Below are 17,308 nucleotides of genomic sequence, written 5' to 3' on the forward strand. Positions count from 1 at the left end.
GACGGCGCAATCACCGGAATTGATGAGGATAGAGGCGGCTCATCTGTTTCCCTGGAACCGCTGGCGAAACTGCCGCGGAGTCATGCCCTTCTGTGCCTTGAACTGGCGGTTGAAATTGGCGATCGAGCGATAACCGACCGTCTCCGCCACATGGGCGATGGATTTTCCCGAGCCGGACAGAAGCGCGCAGGCCTCGCCGATCCTCAGCCGCATCAGATACTCGGAGATCGGCATGTCGAGATGGCGCAGGAACAGCCGATGCAGGCCGGAAACGCTAAGCGCGGCAATATCCGAAAGCTCTTCCATGGTCGGGTTTTCGGCATAGGTGAGGTGAATGTGGTCGAGCACGCGGTCAAGGCGACCACGATCGACGGCCCGGCCTGAAGGGGCGACGACCCGGTTCGACAATGGCGTTGCGTGCTCGTCCCGCGCAAGGATCGTCAACAGCGAAAGCACGTCCGGCAAGCGTTCCTCGGGCGCCAGAGTGCGCAACCGCTCGAACAGTGGTCGAACACGGCGAGCGACCTCATCGGAGAAATGCAGACCGGGTGCGGAGCGATCGAACATTGCCCGCACCCGGCCGAGTTCGACGAAACCGTCCTGCATCCGCTCCACCCATTCGGGGTGGAACCAGAGCACCTGTGCCACATGGGGCGCTTCCTCATCGACCTTCGATGCAGAATGCCAGGTGTGCGGCAGGTTCGATCCGACCAGCACAAGATCCCCATCCTCGTAGGCCCCGATGTGGTCGCCAACGAAACGCTGGCCGCGCGAGTTCAGCGTCAAGGTCAGCTCGAATTCCGGGTGATGGTGCCATTGAAACGGGATGCAATCGTCCTGCCGCCGGTCGAGCAGGATGGAGGATGCGTCCGTCGGCCTTGGGATCTTCTGCAGAACTGCCTTCATATTGCGCTTACCCTGATAATGACGCCAGATTAGTATCAATCTTTGCCTTGAGAAAGCAACATGTCAGCCACGGAATGCCTAGTCTTGCACCGACAAACAGACGCAGATGCAGAGGAAGCCACGCGCATGCTCAGAGACAGTCACCCCACCGTCGTCGCCGAAACCCAGCTGAAGGACATCAAGAAGCGCCTGCCGCTGCGCGTGCTCTCGCAAGAGGACTGGCAGCACTGGATCACCAAGGGTTACGTCATCGTCCGGCAGGCCGTCCCGGCAGCCAATGTCGAGAGGCTTGTCGATCTGCTCTGGCGCTTCGACGACAAGGATCCTGCCGATCCTTCGACCTGGTACGCGCCGCAGCGCCGCGAGCACAAGATGAAGGAACTCAACAACACCGGCATGCTGGAGATCTACAATCACCAATATCTCTGGGACAATCGCCAGGAGCCTCGCATCTACGGCGCCTTTGTCGACATCTGGGACCGGGAAGATCTTTGGGTGACGATCGACCGCGCCAACCTCAACCCGCCGAAGAAGGTCAAGGGCAATCCCAACGGCTTCATCCATTGGGACGTCGACACCTCGATCCGACCGCTTCCCATCGGCGTGCAGGGCGTGCTCAGCCTGAAGAAGCAGGATGGCGACGTCGGCGGCTTTCAGTGTGTTCCTGAACTGTTTGAAGACTTCGACACCTGGGAGAAGACCCAGTCGGCGGACAGAGACCCGATGCACCCCGACATGTCAGGTCTTTCGACCGTCAATATCGAGATGGAGGCCGGCGACCTGATGATCTTCAACAGCCTGCTTGCCCACGGTGTGCGGCCCAACCATTCCGATGGAAGGGTCCGCATGGCGCAATATATCTCGATGCATCCAGCCGAGTGGCAGAACAGGGCCGAGCGTGAAGAACGCGTGCGGCTCTGGCGCGAACTCGACCATCCGAAGCGCGACGCCTTTCCGGGCGATCCGCGCGAATGGGAAAAGCACAACGCCACACCCGCCAACCTGTCCGACCTCGGAGCGAAGCTGCTCGGCGTCACGCCCTGGTTCTGACGAACCGGCCGCGTCTTCCGCCTGCGCCGTGTCAGGCGGAGACGCGTACCTTCATCGGCCAACGCTCCCGACGCCGGCCGATAACCCGGGCCTCGTCGCCGAGCTTCAAGGTGCCCTCGCCGCGCGGCACGACGTTCCAACCGAACAGTACACCTGCGACGCGACGGTCGGCCGACATGCGCTTTTCGGCCAGGCCCTGGATCGGATTGCCGCCGATGCGTTCGCCGGTGATCTGGTCCTGGGTGGTCATGATGCAGCGGGCGCAGGGTTTGACGAAATCGAAGCGGATGCCACCGATCTCCAGGCTCTCCCAGAAATCCTCGTCCCAAGCCTCGTCGCAATCGAGCAGGATATTGGTGCGAAAGCGGTCCATGCCGACGGGCTCCTGCCCCTTCTCCGCCAGCGTACGGTTGAGATCGGCAAGCGAGCCTGTGGTGGTGATCAGCACCGGAAAACCATCGGCAAAACCGACGGGCGCTGCCGTTCCGGCCCATTCGGCACCGACGAAGCGCTCCGCCGAAGCATCCATATGGGCAAGCTTGACGGGCCGGCCGAACCAGCCCGACAGCGTCTCGTTTGCCACATCGTCTGCAACGGCCGCATCGACATCGCTTGCCCAGACGCGCACGTCGAGCCGCTGGTCAGGATCGAAGCGGACGGAAAGCGCCTTGTCGCCCATCTTCAGATGCACGCCGCCATCGATGTGGTTCGCCTCGACCTGCGCCAGCGTTTGCAGCTCGCGCTGGGTGATGAAACGTCCATCCGGCTCCACGAGCATGAAACGACGGTCGCCCTCGAAACCATCGAGATTGACGGTGACCGTTTCAAGCGGGATCGCCCGGCCGCTCTTCAGCGGATGAATGTTCAGTCCGGTCACCTTCATCGAAAACGCTCCCCGTTCAGAAATAGATTCAGGCCGTTCGCGATCTGATTCACCGGACGGCGGCAATGGATTGAAAGACTTAGATTTCATCCAGCATCATGGCAAGCACATCGCGCAGTCGTTGCTGGCGTTCGAGCGCCAGCCTGCGACCGGCAGCGGTCTGAAATCCATCGGCCAGCTTGAACAGCTTGGTCTCGAAATGGTCGATGGCAAAGGCCTTGTCGTCGAGCTCTCGATCCTCGGCCAACGGGTCGAGCGGGTCGTAGAGGCCGCTGCCCATGCGTCCGGCGATGTAGAAGCAGCGGGCAGCGCCGACCATGCCGATCGCATCCAGCCGGTCCGCATCCTGCAGGATCTTCGCCTCGATCGTCTCGGGCCTGATGCTGGCCGAAAAGCTGTGCGTGAGAATCGCATGGGCGACGGACGATATGTTCTCAGCCGACCAACCGAGATCGCGCAGGATTTCGGCGGCCTTTTCCGCTGCAAGCCTGGAGGCGTGCGTGCGAAGCGGCGAGTTCTTTTCGACCGAGACACAATCGTGCAGCAGCACGGCCGCGGCAAGGACACCTTCGTCGCCGCTTTCGTCGGCATGGATCCGGGCGGCGTTCTTCCAGACCCGGATCAGGTGGGATGCATCGTGCGAACCGTCATCCGCCGCAAACGCATGCGGCAGGAGAGCGGCGGCGAGTTCAGCATGCGGCGCGAATGCCGCAGCCAGTGCAGAGTTACGTGTCATGACGTCAACCTATTGCGGCTGTGTCGGCGCAGCGGTCGGCTGCCGGGTCACGCCAACGCCCGAAAGGATCTTCTGGTAGAACAAGCCGATGCCGATCAAGACGCCGCCGAGCCCGATGAAAGAGAGCGCGCGCAGGAAGCCTTCGAGATTGGACATGTCGATCAGGAAGACCTTCAGGACGGCAATGAAGACGAGCACTGCGGAGGCGATACGAATGCTCTTGGCATTGAAGCGCGAGCCAAGCACCAAAAGCAGCACGCCGAGCACCAGCCAGACGACCGAATAGGTGTAGGTCTCGCCCTGAAGGAAGCCTTTCCAGTCCACGACGTTCTCCCCCTGCCAGAGGCGCCGGACGGAAAGCGTTGCCCACGCGAAAGCGAGGATCGCGCCGCTGACGGCGAGCGCCATGACATAGGGCAGCGGCCGTTTGCCGCGCGCATACCAGGCAAGGCCGGCATAGCCGATGCCCGGCAGGAGATAGCCGATCAGAAGCAGGTCGAAGAACGGGATGGCCCCCAAGAGTTCGCCGCTGAAATAGGGATTGAGCCCGAAGAGGTGCGCTGAGAGAACCGAGAGCATCGAGAACACGCCAAGCCCCATGCCGCCATAGCGGAAGACTGGGCTTGGCGACTTCATGTCCAGCGTCATGAACACACCCGAGGCGCCGATCGCCAGCAACGTATAGATCGACTGCTCGCCAAGCGTCGGCACGGCGCTGTCGAGCACGCCACCGTTCATGGCATGGCGAACGAGGATTGCCAGCGTCAACAGCACGAAGAGGCTTGCCAGCGCCTGCAGCAGGTTGCGCACGCGCACATCCGGCCAGGATCGCACCAGACAGGCGGAAGCGACAAGCAGGAGCGCGGGAATGCCATAGCCCGGCAACAGCGCATTGAACACCGGCGTGGTGCCGAGGTTTTCAGCGCCGACGATTGTCGGCTCCCAGGCGATACGGCCGAGAACGACGATCGCCGCAGCACCCGTCATCCAGGGCAGGATCGGCCAGGTCCGGACGCGGGTCACACCGGCATAGGCGGTTCCAAGCAGCGCGATCGCCAGGGTAGTGACCAGACCATCGGTCCAGGCGTGCAAGGCGATCACGAAGAGCGCAAAGGAGCCGGTCACCAGAAGGCTCGCGGCGATATCCACGCCCTCTGCTTCGCCATCACGGCGATAGAGCCAATCGGCAAGCGCCAACAGACCACCACCGACAACGAGCGCGAAAAGGCCGTGGGGCAGATCGAAGGCGTAGTTGCCGGTCATCAGGAACGACATTGTCGTGAGAGCAACCGGAACGACGGCGGCAATGCCGGCCCACAGAATGGCGAACTGCGGGTGTTCGCGCAGGCGGCGGGTGAGCACGAATGCGCCGAACAGCACGAACAGCGTTGCCAGCAGCAGTGCTGTCAGCGTCGCGGTTCGGCTGGGCAGAACGATCTCGGGCGCAACACCGGCGAGCGAGGAATCGAGATAGGCAAGCACGCCGCTCAGCGCCGTCAGGCTGCCGATACCGACGATCGCGCCGAGGGCAGACAGCAGCGCCGGATAAACGGCATTCGTTCGCCATGCGCCGAGCGCGGCAAGAGCCGCGACCACGACGAAGAACTCCTTGACGGGATAGTTCACGGCGCTGACGGCCGGGCTGATGAAGATCAGCGCAAGCACGGTCGCCGCGATTGCCGCGGAAACGCTGATGGCGGCATAGGCCGGCGTGAAGAGCTTCTCCCAGGGGCCTGCAACCGCAACCGGGCGGTTCGTCGGCTCAGGCAACGGCTGTTCATCGGCCATGTCCGTGTCCGCCACACCCGGCCAGACCAAGCCGACACCCAGGATCATCACCAGCAGCGCAAAGGCGACCGGCAGCGCGTCGAAGGGTGATACGGCGGTGACATAGGCAAGCCCCCAAAGACCGATGCCGACATTGGCGAGCGTCGGCACCACCATCCAACGCCGCAACCGCGACGCCAGCAGTGTTGCCAACCAGACGACCGACAGGAAGCCGAAGAGAACCCAGGGGCGCGGCTCATCGCTGGAGACCAAGAGCGGTGTGATCAGCGAGGCGAGCAAGCCGAGACCAGCCAGCGCCTGCCCGTGCAGCAGCGACAGGCCGACGGTCGCAAGCGAAATCACCGCCAGCAGGACGAAGGCCGTCGTCGTGCCGATGAAACCATAGATGTCATAGGCCGCGTAGGCGACGCCGAAGAGCGTCACGGCGCCGGCGGCAGTCAGAATGCCCGGGATCATGGCATTCTGGAATTCGTTGGCGATGACCGGCACCGCGCGACGGCGAATAATCTCGCCGGCAACAGCCAGCAGCAGACCGAAAAGTGCGGCCAGCGTCAGCCGGACGGCCGGGCTCAGAAGACCGGCGTCGATCGAGTACTTCACCATGAAGACGCCGCCGAGCGCCAGTGCGATGCCGCCAACCCAGACGGCCCAGCGGGCACCGAGACGGCTTTCCAGGCTTTCCACCTGCCGGGATGGCGCTGCATCGGCGGAGGTCGCCTGCACGCTCGCCGCTACGGCTTCATCGGATGCGGTTTCGGCCTCGGCCGGTTCGGCATTGCCGAAGATCCTTGCCCCTTCGCGGGCGCTTGCCGAGAGCCCTTCGACGCCTTCGTCATCGTCGATTTCCGCATCGACAGAGCGTTCAGAAAGAGCAATCGCCTGCTCCGACGCGATATCGCCTTCGGGCACCGCGAGCCCGGCGGTCGCGCTCAGTCGCGCGATTTCCTTCTTCAGCTCGGCAACTTCGCTGTCCAACCGTTCTGCCGTCTTCCTGCCGCCGAAAAAGGCGGAGAGCGCCAGAGCAAAAGCGACTAAGGCAATAACTTCAATCATGTTTTCCCCTGGCGGCAATATTCGCAGGCCAACCGCGACCATACAGATTTTTGCACGACCGCCAAAGGCATAGACGGTTGAGAAGCCCAATCTCTTCGCGGGAATGTATAAGTTTCATTCACGCGATGCGCAGACGTTGCGACAGCCGAGCGTACTGTCACTTCCCAGCGGATGTGACACAGGCAACTGCATCCACTCGCCTATGCGGCCTCGACCGGCGCCAATATGAGCGCCCGACGATCGCCGCGGCGTCGAAGGAAAGACGGCCGTTATCGGCGTAGGTTGTCGATCGGGAAGATCGCGCAGGTTTCCGTCCCATGGGCCAAGAGCTTGCCGCCAGCATCGCGCAGCCAGGCCTCCGATGTGGCGATGGTCCTGCCGCGGTGGACGACCTTGCCTTCGCAGAAGACCTCGCCCATGCCGGGCAGCAAGGGCCGGACCAGATTCACCTTGAATTCGATGGTGGTGTAGGCCTCGCCGGGCTTCATCATCGTGAAGACCGCGCATCCGAGCGCCGAATCCATCACCGTCGCCGTCCAGCCGCCATGCACGGTTCCAAGCGGGTTCAGATGTTCCTCGGTCGGCAGCCCCTTGAAGACCACCCGCCCCTCCTCGACCTCGGTCAGGCCGAATTTGAGCGTTGCCGACATCGGCGGCGCCGGCAGGTCGCCCTTCAAAAGGTCCTGCATGACCTTGAGGCCGCCGTCGCGCGCGACACGATCCAGCGGAAGCACGCCGATGCCGGATACGGGCATGCCGGGGAAAAGCTCTTGAAACATGCAAAACTCCTTTGGGGTGCGACAGCCTCCTTTACACGCCCGATCGGACGCGCGGCGCTGTCGATCACGCGGCTGAAGAAGAGGGCCTCAATGCCTTGAGCGCCGCGTTGACGAAACCATCGCGCGCGGAGGACACCTTGAGGCCGCGCGGCTCATAGACATGGCGGTTGAGAAAGAAGGCCGTCAGACGGAAAGCGGCGGCAAGGCTGTCATAGTCGGCAGCACTTCGTGCCTCGACTGCGAGAAACTCCGGCAGCACGAGCATGCGGTCGGCATAGGGCATGCCCGCTGCGCGGCAGACCGCCCGGCCCGACTTCGGCGAGACGAAGGCCAGGTCTTCGCGCGCTCCGGTCGCCACGCATTCAGTCAGATCGAGCCCGAAACCGAGGTCGTTCAAGACGGCAAGTTCGAAGCGCACGAACAGTTCACCGGCATCCGCCGGATCCTCGAGGTGATCGACGATGACGGCTAGCGCCTCATAGAGATGGGGATGCGGATCACGCTCCGGCAGCAGGCGCAGCAGCGCGCCCAGCGCCTGGATGCCATAGACGGATGTGGCCGTCTCCATCAGTCGCGCCGCTCTCAGTTCGAGCGGCTCGATGCGGAACTCGCCCATATGTTCGTCGAGCCGCGCCCGCCAGGTCAATTCGACGGTGTTTCCCGGCTGAAGGACGGGCTGCATGGCCCGCGAACGGCCGGACCGCACCATGCCGAGATGCCGACCCCGGGTCGCAGTCATGACTTCGGCGATGGCCGAGCTTTCGCCGTGCCGCCTAATGCCGAGAATGATGGCCTGATCGCTCCATTGCATGAAAAAGGCATACACCCGCGATAGAAAGCGGATCAAGCGATGATGCCCACACGGCATCGGGATGAAGCGCTTTCGTGCCGGCATGCGAACTGTCGCCTTTCGGCTACACTCGCTGATTGCCTCAATTTCGCCATGCTCGCGCCTCCCCGGGGCCATGTTCGGCGTTAGAACGGCGATACACGGCGGCAACGTCCGCTCCTTCCCGAAATGCAATCAGCAGGATCATTGACCCGATTATGTGTGTGTCCCGGAACAGCGCCGGCCGCTTGGCGCAGCTCTTCGCCCTTCTTCTTGCCACGTCCACGCTCGCAGGCTGCGTGACCAGCGGCGGACCGGCGAAGCCGAAGGGACCCGATCCCTACTATGTCGCGATGTACGGGGCGAAGCCGGAAGAAAAATTTCCGCTCGACGCCATCGATATCAGCAAGGTCGACCAGCGCTATCTGCGCCAGCAGGTCGCCTATGCGACGCATGAGCCGCCGGGCACGATCGTGATCGACACGCAGAATCGCTTCCTCTACCTGGTTCAGGACGGGGGCATGGCGATGCGCTACGGCATCGGCGTCGGCAAGGCCGGCCTGGAGTTCGAAGGCGAAGCCCGGATTGGCCGCAAGGCCGAATGGCCGCGCTGGACACCGACCTCCAGCATGGTCGCGCGCGAGCCCGAACGCTACGGCCCGCTTGCCGGCGGCATGGAACCGGGCGTGCGCAATCCACTTGGGCCACGCGCGCTCTATCTCTTCCAGGGCGACCGCGACACCTTGTTCCGCATTCACGGCACCACCGAGGCCTGGTCGATCGGCAAGGCGGTTTCGAGCGGCTGCATCCGGCTCTTCAACCCTGACATTATCGACCTCTACAGCCGCGTGCCGAAGGATTCGCGCGTCGTCGTGCTGCAGGCCGAAGCGCCGATGACCGCGACGCTCGCCCCGATGTCGACGCCGGCAAATACCGGCGAACCGTTCGCCTACTAAACCCGGTGCCGGGCGCCTACCAGGCGTCCGGCGTGCGCACCATGTGCACGATATTGGCCGGGTTCATGATCCAGCCACCGCGAAAACCTTCGCCAAGATCCTCGACCGCGTCGCAGCGCACGACGCCTTTCTTGGCGAGCCCGCCGAGTGCGGCCTCATGGTCGTCGGTGAAGAGCTCGAGCCACACCTCCGCCTGGCTGTAGTTCGGCGCCTCGTCGATCCAAAGCCTGTTGGGGCCGAGGATAAAGCCCTTGGCTGGCGCCTTGCCATCGAAAGGCTCGAGACCGACCGTGTCGCGGTAGAAGGCGACGACCGCCTCATACTGATGCGACGGCACCTTCATCGCGATATTGATACCACCCGTAATCGTCATTGTGTGATCTCCCTTAAAGCTGCGGTTCTGTTGCCGGCTGCCCGGACAATTCGCTGACGTAGTAGCCCTGACGCAGGTTGATGCCGTATTCGAGCCAGGCCTTCATGCAAGCCAGCATCTGTGACCAACCCTCGCAGTTCATGTAGGAACTCTTCTGTCCGCGAGCGTTCTCGCGCCAACCGGTTTCGGCGATCGTCACCATGGTGGCGCCGTCGTCGAGAGGTTTGAAACGCAGCTCGACCTTGGTGCGATAAGGCTCCTCGCCCTTCTCCACCATCGCATCCCAGCGAAAGACGATGCGCTCTGGCGGCTCCACCGCCTCGACCTCGATCGGCACATTGCCCCACCATGTAACCGTTGTTCCGGCGACCAAGGGTCCGCTGACCCCGCCAAGCGTGACGAAATACTTGCTGATCTGATCCGGATTGACCACGGCATCGAAAACCTCGGCGACAGGCCGGTCGATGCGTCCATTCACACGAAATTCGAAAGACATGACCTCTTCTCCCATTGTGCTGACACAGCATATGTTATAAAAATATAACATGTCAATCGATTCGAAAGACGACCTGGTTTTCAAGGCCCTCGCCAACGGCTTGCGTCGACAGATCCTCGATGCCCTCAAGGATGAGCCGCAGACGACCGGCATGCTCTGCGAGCAGTTTGACAGCCTTGATCGCTGCACCGTCATGCAGCATTTGAGAGTTCTCGAGGACGCCGACCTGGTGATCGTTCAGCGCGAGGGCCGCGAGCGCTGGAACCACCTCAACGCCATGCCGATTCAGGCCATCCACAATCGCTGGATCAGCCAATATGCCGGCCAGGCGATGTCGATCCTTTCCGCCTTGCAGCAAGGGCTCGATGGCCCCTCGGAATGACGGTTTCGGCTTTCCATTGCCCTGCTTTCTTCGTATGAACGCGCGACAACGCAATCTGGGGATATCGTCTTGCGCTACCTCATCACCGGCACGGCCGGTTTCATCGGTTTTCATCTTGCAAAGCGACTGATCGACGAGGGACATTTTGTCGTCGGCTTCGACGGCATGACGCCGTACTACGATGTGACGCTCAAGGAACGGCGCCACGCCATCCTCGCGCGCTCGAACGGCTTCAAGGCGGTCGTCGGCATGCTGGAGGACCGGGATGCGCTGAACCATGCCGCCGAGCTTGCCGAGCCGGAGGTCATCATCCACCTGGCGGCGCAGGCGGGCGTCCGCTACAGCCTGGAAAACCCCAAGGCCTATGTCGATTCCAATCTCATCGGCTCCTGGAACATGCTGGAGCTGGCGCGCGAGATCAGCCCCAAGCACCTGATGCTGGCCTCGACCTCGTCGATCTACGGCGCCAACGAAAAGATCCCGTTCGCCGAGACCGACCGGGCCGACGAGCCGATGACGATCTACGCGGCGACGAAGAAATCGATGGAACTGATGGCGCATAGCTATGCCCATCTCTACAAGGTGCCGACGACGGCCTTCCGCTTCTTCACGGTCTATGGCCCCTGGGGTCGACCCGACATGGCGCTGTTCAAGTTCATCGACGCCATCCACAACGACCGGCCGATCGACATTTACGGGGAAGGCCGCATGAGCCGCGACTTCACCTACATCGACGATCTCGTCGAAGGCATCCTCAGGCTTTCCCATGTCGTCCCCTCGGAGGAAAACCGGGTACCGTCCGAAAAGGCCGAAGACACGCTGTCGCGGCAGGCGCCATTCCGCGTCGTCAATATCGGAGGCGGCCAGCCGGTCGAACTGATGACCTTCATCGAAACGATCGAAAAGGCAGTCGGCCGCCCGGCGCTTCGCAACATGCTGCCGATGCAGCAGGGCGACGTGCCACGCACCTACGCGTCTCCGGATCTGCTTGAGGCGCTCACCGATTTCAAGCCGTCGATATCGGTGGAAGACGGTGTCGCGCGCTTTGCAGCCTGGTACGACGAATATTACGGTCAGCCCGAGAAGGCTGGTTCGCCAGCCCGGCAGGCCTGAGGCAGCAATCGGCGACGACTGCCGTCGCCACACTTTGCATAAGCGAAGCTCTCGCAACAAAAGGAAGAGCAGATGAAAGTCACGATGATCGGCGCCGGTTATGTCGGCCTTGTTTCCGGTGTGTGTTTTGCCGATTTCGGCCATGACGTGGTCTGCCTCGACAAGGACGAAAGCAAGATCGACGCCCTGATGCAGGGGCGCATCCCGATCTTCGAACCCGGGCTCGACCATCTCGTTGCAAGCAACGTCCAGTCCGGCCGCCTGTCGTTCACTACGGATCTCGTTTCGGCGGTCGCCGACAGCGACGTGATCTTCATCGCCGTCGGCACGCCGTCGCGGCGCGGCGACGGCCACGCCGATCTCTCCTATGTCTACGCCGCGGCGCGCGAGATCGCCGCTAACCTCAAGGGTTTCACCGTCATTGTGACGAAGTCGACGGTTCCGGTCGGCACCGGCGACGAGGTCGAGCGCATCATCCGCGAAACCAACCCGGACGCCGATTTCGCCGTGGTCTCCAATCCGGAATTCCTGCGCGAAGGTGCCGCCATCGAGGACTTCAAGCGCCCCGACCGCATCGTCATCGGCCTTGCCGACGACGATGCGCGCGCCCGCGACGTCATGACCGAGGTCTATCGTCCGCTCTACCTCAACCAGGCGCCGCTGGTCTTCACCTCGCGTCGCACCTCCGAACTGATCAAATACGCCGGCAACGCCTTCCTGGCGATGAAGATCACCTTCATCAACGAGATGGCCGATCTCTGCGAGAAGGTCGATGCCAACGTCCAGGACGTCGCCCGCGGCATCGGCCTCGACGGCCGCATCGGCGGCAAATTCCTGCATGCCGGCCCGGGTTATGGCGGCTCCTGCTTCCCGAAGGACACGCTGGCGCTGGTCAAGACGGCCCAGGACTTCGATAGCCCCGTGCGCCTGGTCGAGACCACCGTCGCGATCAACGACAACCGCAAGCGCGCCATGGGCCGCAAGGTGATTGCGGCTGCCGGCGGCGATGTACGCGGGCGCAAGGTGGCCGTCCTCGGGCTCACCTTCAAGCCGAACACCGACGACATGCGCGACAGCCCGGCCATCACCGTGGTCCAGACGCTGCAGGACGCCGGCGCTCATGTCGTCGGCTATGACCCGGAAGGCATGGAAAACGCCAAGAAGCTGATGGACGGGCTCGATTTCGCCAACGATCCTTACGAGGCAGCCGCAGACGCTGACGTGCTCGTGATCGTGACCGAATGGAACGAGTTCCGCGCACTCGACTTCCGCCGGCTGAAAACCGTGATGAAGGAACCGGTATTGGTCGACCTCAGGAACATCTACCGGCCGGACGAAGTCGCAAAGCACGGCTTTGCCTATGCCAGCGTCGGCCGGCCGCACTGAGGGCTGCAAGACAGAACATCCCGCGCCGGGCACCTTGCCCGGCGATCGCCCATGACAGGCGGCGACAGGTTCACGCCTTCGGTATCGGCTGGGGTGGCAGTGCCTCCCAGCTTTTGCCGGCAAGGATGACGCAGCTACGGCCGGTGACATCCGTGACGATCAGGGTCCAGGTGCCGCTGTCGGCGGCATAGATCTCCATGACCGCGTGCGGGTTGATCAATCCGATCCCCGCCGGCTTTTCCTGATACTGGCGCAAGAGAAATTCGATCACTTCGGATCGTGCGGCACAGTTCGCGATCGCTTGCGAACTTGCCGGGTTTGGAAGTGCCGTCACCGCGGCCGCCAATATGACGGCTCGAGCGAGGCCACGGATCACATTGCGTCCCATGACGCACCTCCTTTCGCCGGGAAACCCGGCGGAAAAGGAGTTTCCGCTGACCTTGTCCGCCGTAGACCGGCATTGTTATGATCGGCACTTGCTCGCGACACGATACAAGTGCCGCCACGAGATCAGTATGGCGGAGCAATCTGTATATTACAATTGCCTAATTTATAGAGAGCTGCCCGGGAGCCGATACGACTTCCGGGCTACCCGTATTATTTGCGCTTCATCGCTTCCATGAGCGCGACACCGAAAGCGCCTTGCGACGGCTGCTGCGGCTTCTGCGGACGCGCCGGCGCGCTGCGATTGCCGCTGTTGGAGGCCGGTGCCCTCGCCTCCCGGCCCGTATCGGCACCGGCGTCCTTGCGCATGGTCAAGCCGATGCGCTTGCGCGGCACGTCCACCTCGGTCACACGCACCTGAACAACGTCGCCGGCCTTGACCACTTCATGGGGGTCCTTCACGAACCGGTCAGCCAGCTGCGAAACATGAACGAGGCCGTCCTGATGGACGCCGATATCGACGAAGGCACCGAAGGCGGCGACATTGGTCACCGTGCCTTCGAGTTGCATGCCGACCTTCAGATCCTTGATGTCGTCGATACCCTCGGCGAAGGTCGCGGTTTTGAAGCTCGGACGCGGGTCGCGGCCCGGCTTTTCCAGTTCGGCCAGAATGTCCTTCACCGTCGGCAGACCAAAACGGTCGTCGACGAACACACGCGGGTCGAGCTGCTTCAACGCCGCACTGTCACCCATTAGCGAGCGCACGTCGCGTCCGCAGGCCGCGACGATCTTCTTGGCGACGCCATAGGCTTCCGGATGGACGGACGACGCATCGAGCGGCTCCTTGCCATCAGGGATGCGCAGGAAGCCGGCGCACTGTTCGAAGGTGCGAGCGCCGAGGCGCGCTACGTTCAAGAGTTCCTTGCGGCTGGCGAACGGCCCGGCGGCATCACGATGCGCGACGATCGCTTCCGCCGACGACTTGCCGAGACCGGAGACACGCGCGAGCAGCGGTGCAGATGCCGTGTTCACATCGACGCCGACGGCGTTCACCGCGTCTTCTACCACTGCATCCAGCGAGCGGCTGAGCTTCGACTGGTCGACATCATGCTGGTACTGGCCGACGCCGATCGACTTCGGCTCGATCTTGACGAGTTCGGCCAGCGGATCCTGCAGGCGCCGGGCGATGGAAACGGCGCCACGCAGCGAAACGTCGAGGCCGGGGAATTCAAGCGCGGCGGTCTCCGAGGCGGAATAGACCGAAGCGCCGGCTTCGGACACGATGACTTTGGTCGGCTTCGGCGCCGGCAGTTGGGCGAGCATGTCGGCGACAAGCTTCTCCGTCTCACGGCTGCCGGTGCCGTTGCCGATCGCGATCAGCTCGACCTTGTGCTTGCGGATCAGCGATGCCAGTTCGGCCTGTGTGCCGCGAACATCGTTCTTCGGCGGGAACGGATAAACGGTGGTCGTCTCCAGAAGCTTGCCGGTGCCATCGACAATGGCGACCTTGACGCCAGTGCGAATGCCGGGGTCCAGCCCCATCGTGGCGCGCGAGCCGGCGGGAGCGGCCAGCAACAGATCTTTCAGATTACGGGCGAAAACGTGGATCGCTTCCTCTTCCGCCCGCTCGCGCAGTTCGCGCATCAGGTCGAGCGACAGCGACATCGACAGCTTCACGCGCCAGGTCCAGCCGATGACTTCGGAAAGCCATTTATCGCCCGGCAGCTGCCCGCCGATATTGTAGGCGGCCGCAATCATGCGCTCCACCGGCTTGACCGGAGAGGTATCATCCTGATCGACGACGATATCGACGGTGAGCACCTCCTCGTTCCAGCCGCGCAGCATGGCAAGCGCCCGGTGCCCCGGCGTCGTTGCCCAGCGTTCGGAATGATCGAAATAGTCCGAGAACTTGGCGCCGGCCTCCTGCTTGCCATCGACGACCTTGGCCCGCAGGAACGCCGCCCCCTTCATGTGGTTGCGCAAGCGGCCGAGCAGGTCGGCGTTCTCCGTCATGCCTTCGGCGATGATGTCGCGAGCGCCGTCAAGCGCCACTTTCACATCGGGCACATCTGCCGTCAGGAACGCTGCGGCGCGGTCAGCCGGCGCGACCGTCCGGTCGGCGAGAACGGCTTCGGCAAGCGGCCCAAGGCCCCGCTCCCTGGCAATTTCCGCCTTGGTGCGCCGCTTCGGCTTGTAGGGCAGATATATATCCTCGAGTTCGGCCTTGGTTTCGACCGCGGCGATCTTGGCCTCGAGTTCGTCTGTCAGCTTGCCCTGTCCGCGGATGGATTCGATGATCGAGCCCCGCCTTGCCTCCAGTTCGCGCAGATAGGTCAGACGTTCGGCCAGCGTGCGCAGTTGCGTGTCGTCAAGCCCGCCGGTCACTTCCTTGCGGTAGCGCGCGATGAACGGCACCGTCGCGCCCTCATCGAGCAGCTCCACTGCGGCGATAACCTGGGAGGTCGACGCCTTGATCTCGCTGGCAATGGTGGCGGCGATGGGTTTTGCTGGGCTGGCCATGGTGGGATCCGTCTTTCCTGTTTTCAGTCGGCGACCATAAAGGCGCAGGTCTTCAAGGCCAAGTGAAGGCCTGCGCGGCAAACCGGAACTCCACAGAAGAGGTACTCGCCGCCTTTCTTTTCTTAGGATGCCATCGCCCCGAAACCGCGGCGCACTTTCGGGCGACGTGCCTTAGATATCCACCGGTTCCAGCGGCGGGCGGGTCTTTTCGAATTCCATCAGTTCCCGCTCCTTCGCCTCGATGTAGCCGCGTGCGAAGGGCACGGTCTCGAGCGACGGCGACAGCTGCAGCTGGAGGATGAAGTGCTTGTCATGCAGGAAGGCCGTCTCCGACGCGGCGAGATAGAACTCCCACATCCGGAAGAAGCGTTCGTCGAACAGCCTTACCGCCTCTTCGCGCCGCGCGAGAAAGCGCTGCCGCCACGCCCTTAGTGTCCAGGCATAGTGCATCGGCAGGATCTCGATATCCTTGACGAGAAGCCGGGTCTTTTCAACGGACGGCAGAACCTCCGAAAGCGCCGGGATGTAACCGCCAGGGAAGATGTACTTCTCGATCCATGGATTGGTCGCCCAGGGCTTGTAAACCTGCCCGATCGAGTGCAGCAGCATCACGCCATCCGGCTTCAGCAACTCCCTGATCTTACGAAAGAACCGGCCGTAATTGCCGATGCCGACATGTTCGAACATGCCGACGGACACGATGCGGTCGAATTGCCGCCCCTGCATCGTCCTATAGTCCTGAAGCTCGAAGCGGACACGATCGGACAGGCCTCGCTTGGCCGCCCGCTCGCGCGAGATCTTCAGCTGCTCTTCGCTGAGCGTGATGCCCGTCACCTCGACGCCGGAGGATTCGGCAAGATACATCGCCATCCCGCCCCAGCCAGAGCCGACCTCGAGCACCTTCTGTCCGGGCTCGAGCAGCAGCTTGGCAGCGATATGGCGCTTCTTGGCGAGCTGCGCCTCGTCGAGCGAGATGCCCGCCGGCTCGAAATAGGCGCAGGAATATTGCCAGTCCTGATCCAGGAACAGATTAAAGAGTTTGCGATCGAGATCGTAGTGATGGGCGACATTGTGCCGGTTGCGGTTGACCGGCATACGGCTCTTCACCTGCTGGCTCAACACATGTTGAAGAGCAACCAGCGTGTTCGGAACGGTCGCGGCGTTCTCCAGGCCGTTTTCCTTCACAATCGAGAGTACGTCGAAGATGTCACCGTCCTCGACGACGACGCGGCCGTCCATATAAAGCTCGCCGAAGCGAAGACCCGGGTCGATGGCGATCGCCTTTTCAGCTTCCGCATCGGCAATACGGATCGTTGCCGGCTTTCCTGAGCCGTCGCCCAGGATGACCTGCTCACCCGCAGAAAAAAACACCGTCAGGTTGCCCTTGCGCACCAGACGGCGAAGCAAATTCAACAATGCCGCATTCATATTCAACCCCTGCCAGACCGACATGCCTGTTCTGGCGCACGGGCGCGGCGACGGGCCGGTCCTATCGGGGGCTTCCGGAGGGCGTTACGGCATGACACGGAACGCGTGGCGCGACGCGACGTACGTCCGGAAGCGGCGAAAACCGGCTCGGGGCGAGGCCTCACGGCATCCGGCAAAAAGGCTGCGCTCCTCGTGCGCGCGTTACCGGAAATTCGTCAGGCCAGCCGCCATCGGGCTCCTATCCAT

At 62.7% G+C, this 17,308-nt stretch carries 16 protein-coding genes; 5 read left to right on the plus strand and 11 right to left on the minus strand.

Annotated elements, in window-relative coordinates:
* Positions 1–39: 39 nt before the first annotated feature.
* Positions 40–906: a helix-turn-helix domain-containing protein gene (locus ABIE33_RS02600; protein ID WP_429121008.1), complete on the minus strand. Its 867-nt coding sequence runs from the start codon at positions 904–906 to the stop codon at positions 40–42.
* A gap of 126 nt (positions 907–1,032) precedes the next feature.
* Between ABIE33_RS02600 and ABIE33_RS02605 the strand changes: the two genes are divergently transcribed.
* Positions 1,033–1,956 carry a phytanoyl-CoA dioxygenase family protein gene (locus tag ABIE33_RS02605; RefSeq protein ID WP_429121010.1) on the plus strand — a complete coding sequence of 308 codons (924 nt, stop codon included), beginning with the start codon at positions 1,033–1,035 and terminating at the stop codon, positions 1,954–1,956.
* A gap of 31 nt (positions 1,957–1,987) precedes the next feature.
* Here ABIE33_RS02605 and ABIE33_RS02610 read toward each other — a convergent pair whose 3' ends face one another.
* The 5 genes from ABIE33_RS02610 to recO form a co-directional block, all read right to left on the minus strand.
* Entirely contained in the window at positions 1,988–2,839 is an 852-nt protein-coding gene (locus ABIE33_RS02610) for an MOSC domain-containing protein (RefSeq protein WP_429121012.1), read from the minus strand.
* Between the two features lie 79 nt (positions 2,840–2,918).
* Positions 2,919–3,575 carry an HD domain-containing protein gene (locus ABIE33_RS02615; RefSeq protein WP_429121015.1) on the minus strand — a complete coding sequence of 219 codons (657 nt, stop codon included), beginning with the start codon at positions 3,573–3,575 and terminating at the stop codon, positions 2,919–2,921.
* A gap of 9 nt (positions 3,576–3,584) precedes the next feature.
* Positions 3,585–6,416 (minus strand): DUF2339 domain-containing protein, encoded by a 2,832-nt coding sequence (locus tag ABIE33_RS02620; protein ID WP_429121017.1) that lies wholly within the window; start codon positions 6,414–6,416, stop codon positions 3,585–3,587.
* 269 nt (positions 6,417–6,685) lie between these two features.
* A complete protein-coding gene (locus ABIE33_RS02625) occupies positions 6,686–7,195 on the minus strand; it encodes a PaaI family thioesterase (RefSeq protein WP_429121019.1) in 510 nt (169 codons plus the stop codon).
* 64 nt (positions 7,196–7,259) lie between these two features.
* Positions 7,260–8,006, minus strand: coding sequence for a DNA repair protein RecO (gene recO, locus ABIE33_RS02630; RefSeq protein ID WP_429121020.1), 747 nt, complete (start codon positions 8,004–8,006; stop codon positions 7,260–7,262).
* 236 nt (positions 8,007–8,242) lie between these two features.
* On the opposite strand from recO, the gene ABIE33_RS02635 reads away from it, so the two are divergent.
* Entirely contained in the window at positions 8,243–8,980 is a 738-nt protein-coding gene (locus ABIE33_RS02635) for a L,D-transpeptidase (RefSeq protein ID WP_429121023.1), read from the plus strand.
* 16 nt (positions 8,981–8,996) lie between these two features.
* Here the strand turns inward: ABIE33_RS02635 and ABIE33_RS02640 are convergent, their stop codons facing one another.
* Positions 8,997–9,353 carry a hypothetical protein gene (locus ABIE33_RS02640; protein ID WP_429121026.1) on the minus strand — a complete coding sequence of 119 codons (357 nt, stop codon included), beginning with the start codon at positions 9,351–9,353 and terminating at the stop codon, positions 8,997–8,999.
* A 13-nt stretch (positions 9,354–9,366) separates the two neighbouring features.
* Entirely contained in the window at positions 9,367–9,849 is a 483-nt protein-coding gene (locus tag ABIE33_RS02645) for an SRPBCC domain-containing protein (RefSeq protein WP_429121028.1), read from the minus strand.
* A gap of 49 nt (positions 9,850–9,898) precedes the next feature.
* On the opposite strand from ABIE33_RS02645, the gene ABIE33_RS02650 reads away from it, so the two are divergent.
* From ABIE33_RS02650 to rkpK, 3 genes are all read left to right on the plus strand, one after another.
* The gene (locus ABIE33_RS02650) at positions 9,899–10,231 is read left to right on the plus strand and encodes an ArsR/SmtB family transcription factor (protein WP_429121030.1); all 333 of its coding nucleotides are present in this window, start codon (positions 9,899–9,901) and stop codon (positions 10,229–10,231) included.
* Between the two features lie 69 nt (positions 10,232–10,300).
* On the plus strand, positions 10,301–11,344 hold the full coding sequence (locus ABIE33_RS02655; RefSeq protein ID WP_429121032.1) for an NAD-dependent epimerase: 1,044 nt from the start codon (positions 10,301–10,303) through the stop codon (positions 11,342–11,344).
* Positions 11,345–11,416: 72 nt separating this feature from the next.
* On the plus strand, positions 11,417–12,730 hold the full coding sequence (gene rkpK / locus ABIE33_RS02660; RefSeq protein ID WP_429121035.1) for a UDP-glucose 6-dehydrogenase: 1,314 nt from the start codon (positions 11,417–11,419) through the stop codon (positions 12,728–12,730).
* Between the two features lie 70 nt (positions 12,731–12,800).
* Here rkpK and ABIE33_RS02665 read toward each other — a convergent pair whose 3' ends face one another.
* From ABIE33_RS02665 to ABIE33_RS02675, 3 genes are all read right to left on the minus strand, one after another.
* Positions 12,801–13,118 (minus strand): hypothetical protein, encoded by a 318-nt coding sequence (locus tag ABIE33_RS02665; RefSeq protein WP_429121038.1) that lies wholly within the window; start codon positions 13,116–13,118, stop codon positions 12,801–12,803.
* A 209-nt stretch (positions 13,119–13,327) separates the two neighbouring features.
* Positions 13,328–15,634, minus strand: coding sequence for a Tex family protein (locus ABIE33_RS02670; protein ID WP_429121041.1), 2,307 nt, complete (start codon positions 15,632–15,634; stop codon positions 13,328–13,330).
* A 171-nt stretch (positions 15,635–15,805) separates the two neighbouring features.
* Complete coding sequence (locus tag ABIE33_RS02675; RefSeq protein WP_429121044.1) at positions 15,806–17,062, minus strand: class I SAM-dependent methyltransferase; 1,257 nt, start codon at positions 17,060–17,062, stop codon at positions 15,806–15,808.
* Between the last annotated feature and the right edge of the window lie 246 nt (positions 17,063–17,308).

It is taken from the genome of Ensifer sp. 4252, assembly GCF_050434565.1.
In the GTDB taxonomy this organism is placed as follows: domain Bacteria; phylum Pseudomonadota; class Alphaproteobacteria; order Rhizobiales; family Rhizobiaceae; genus Ensifer.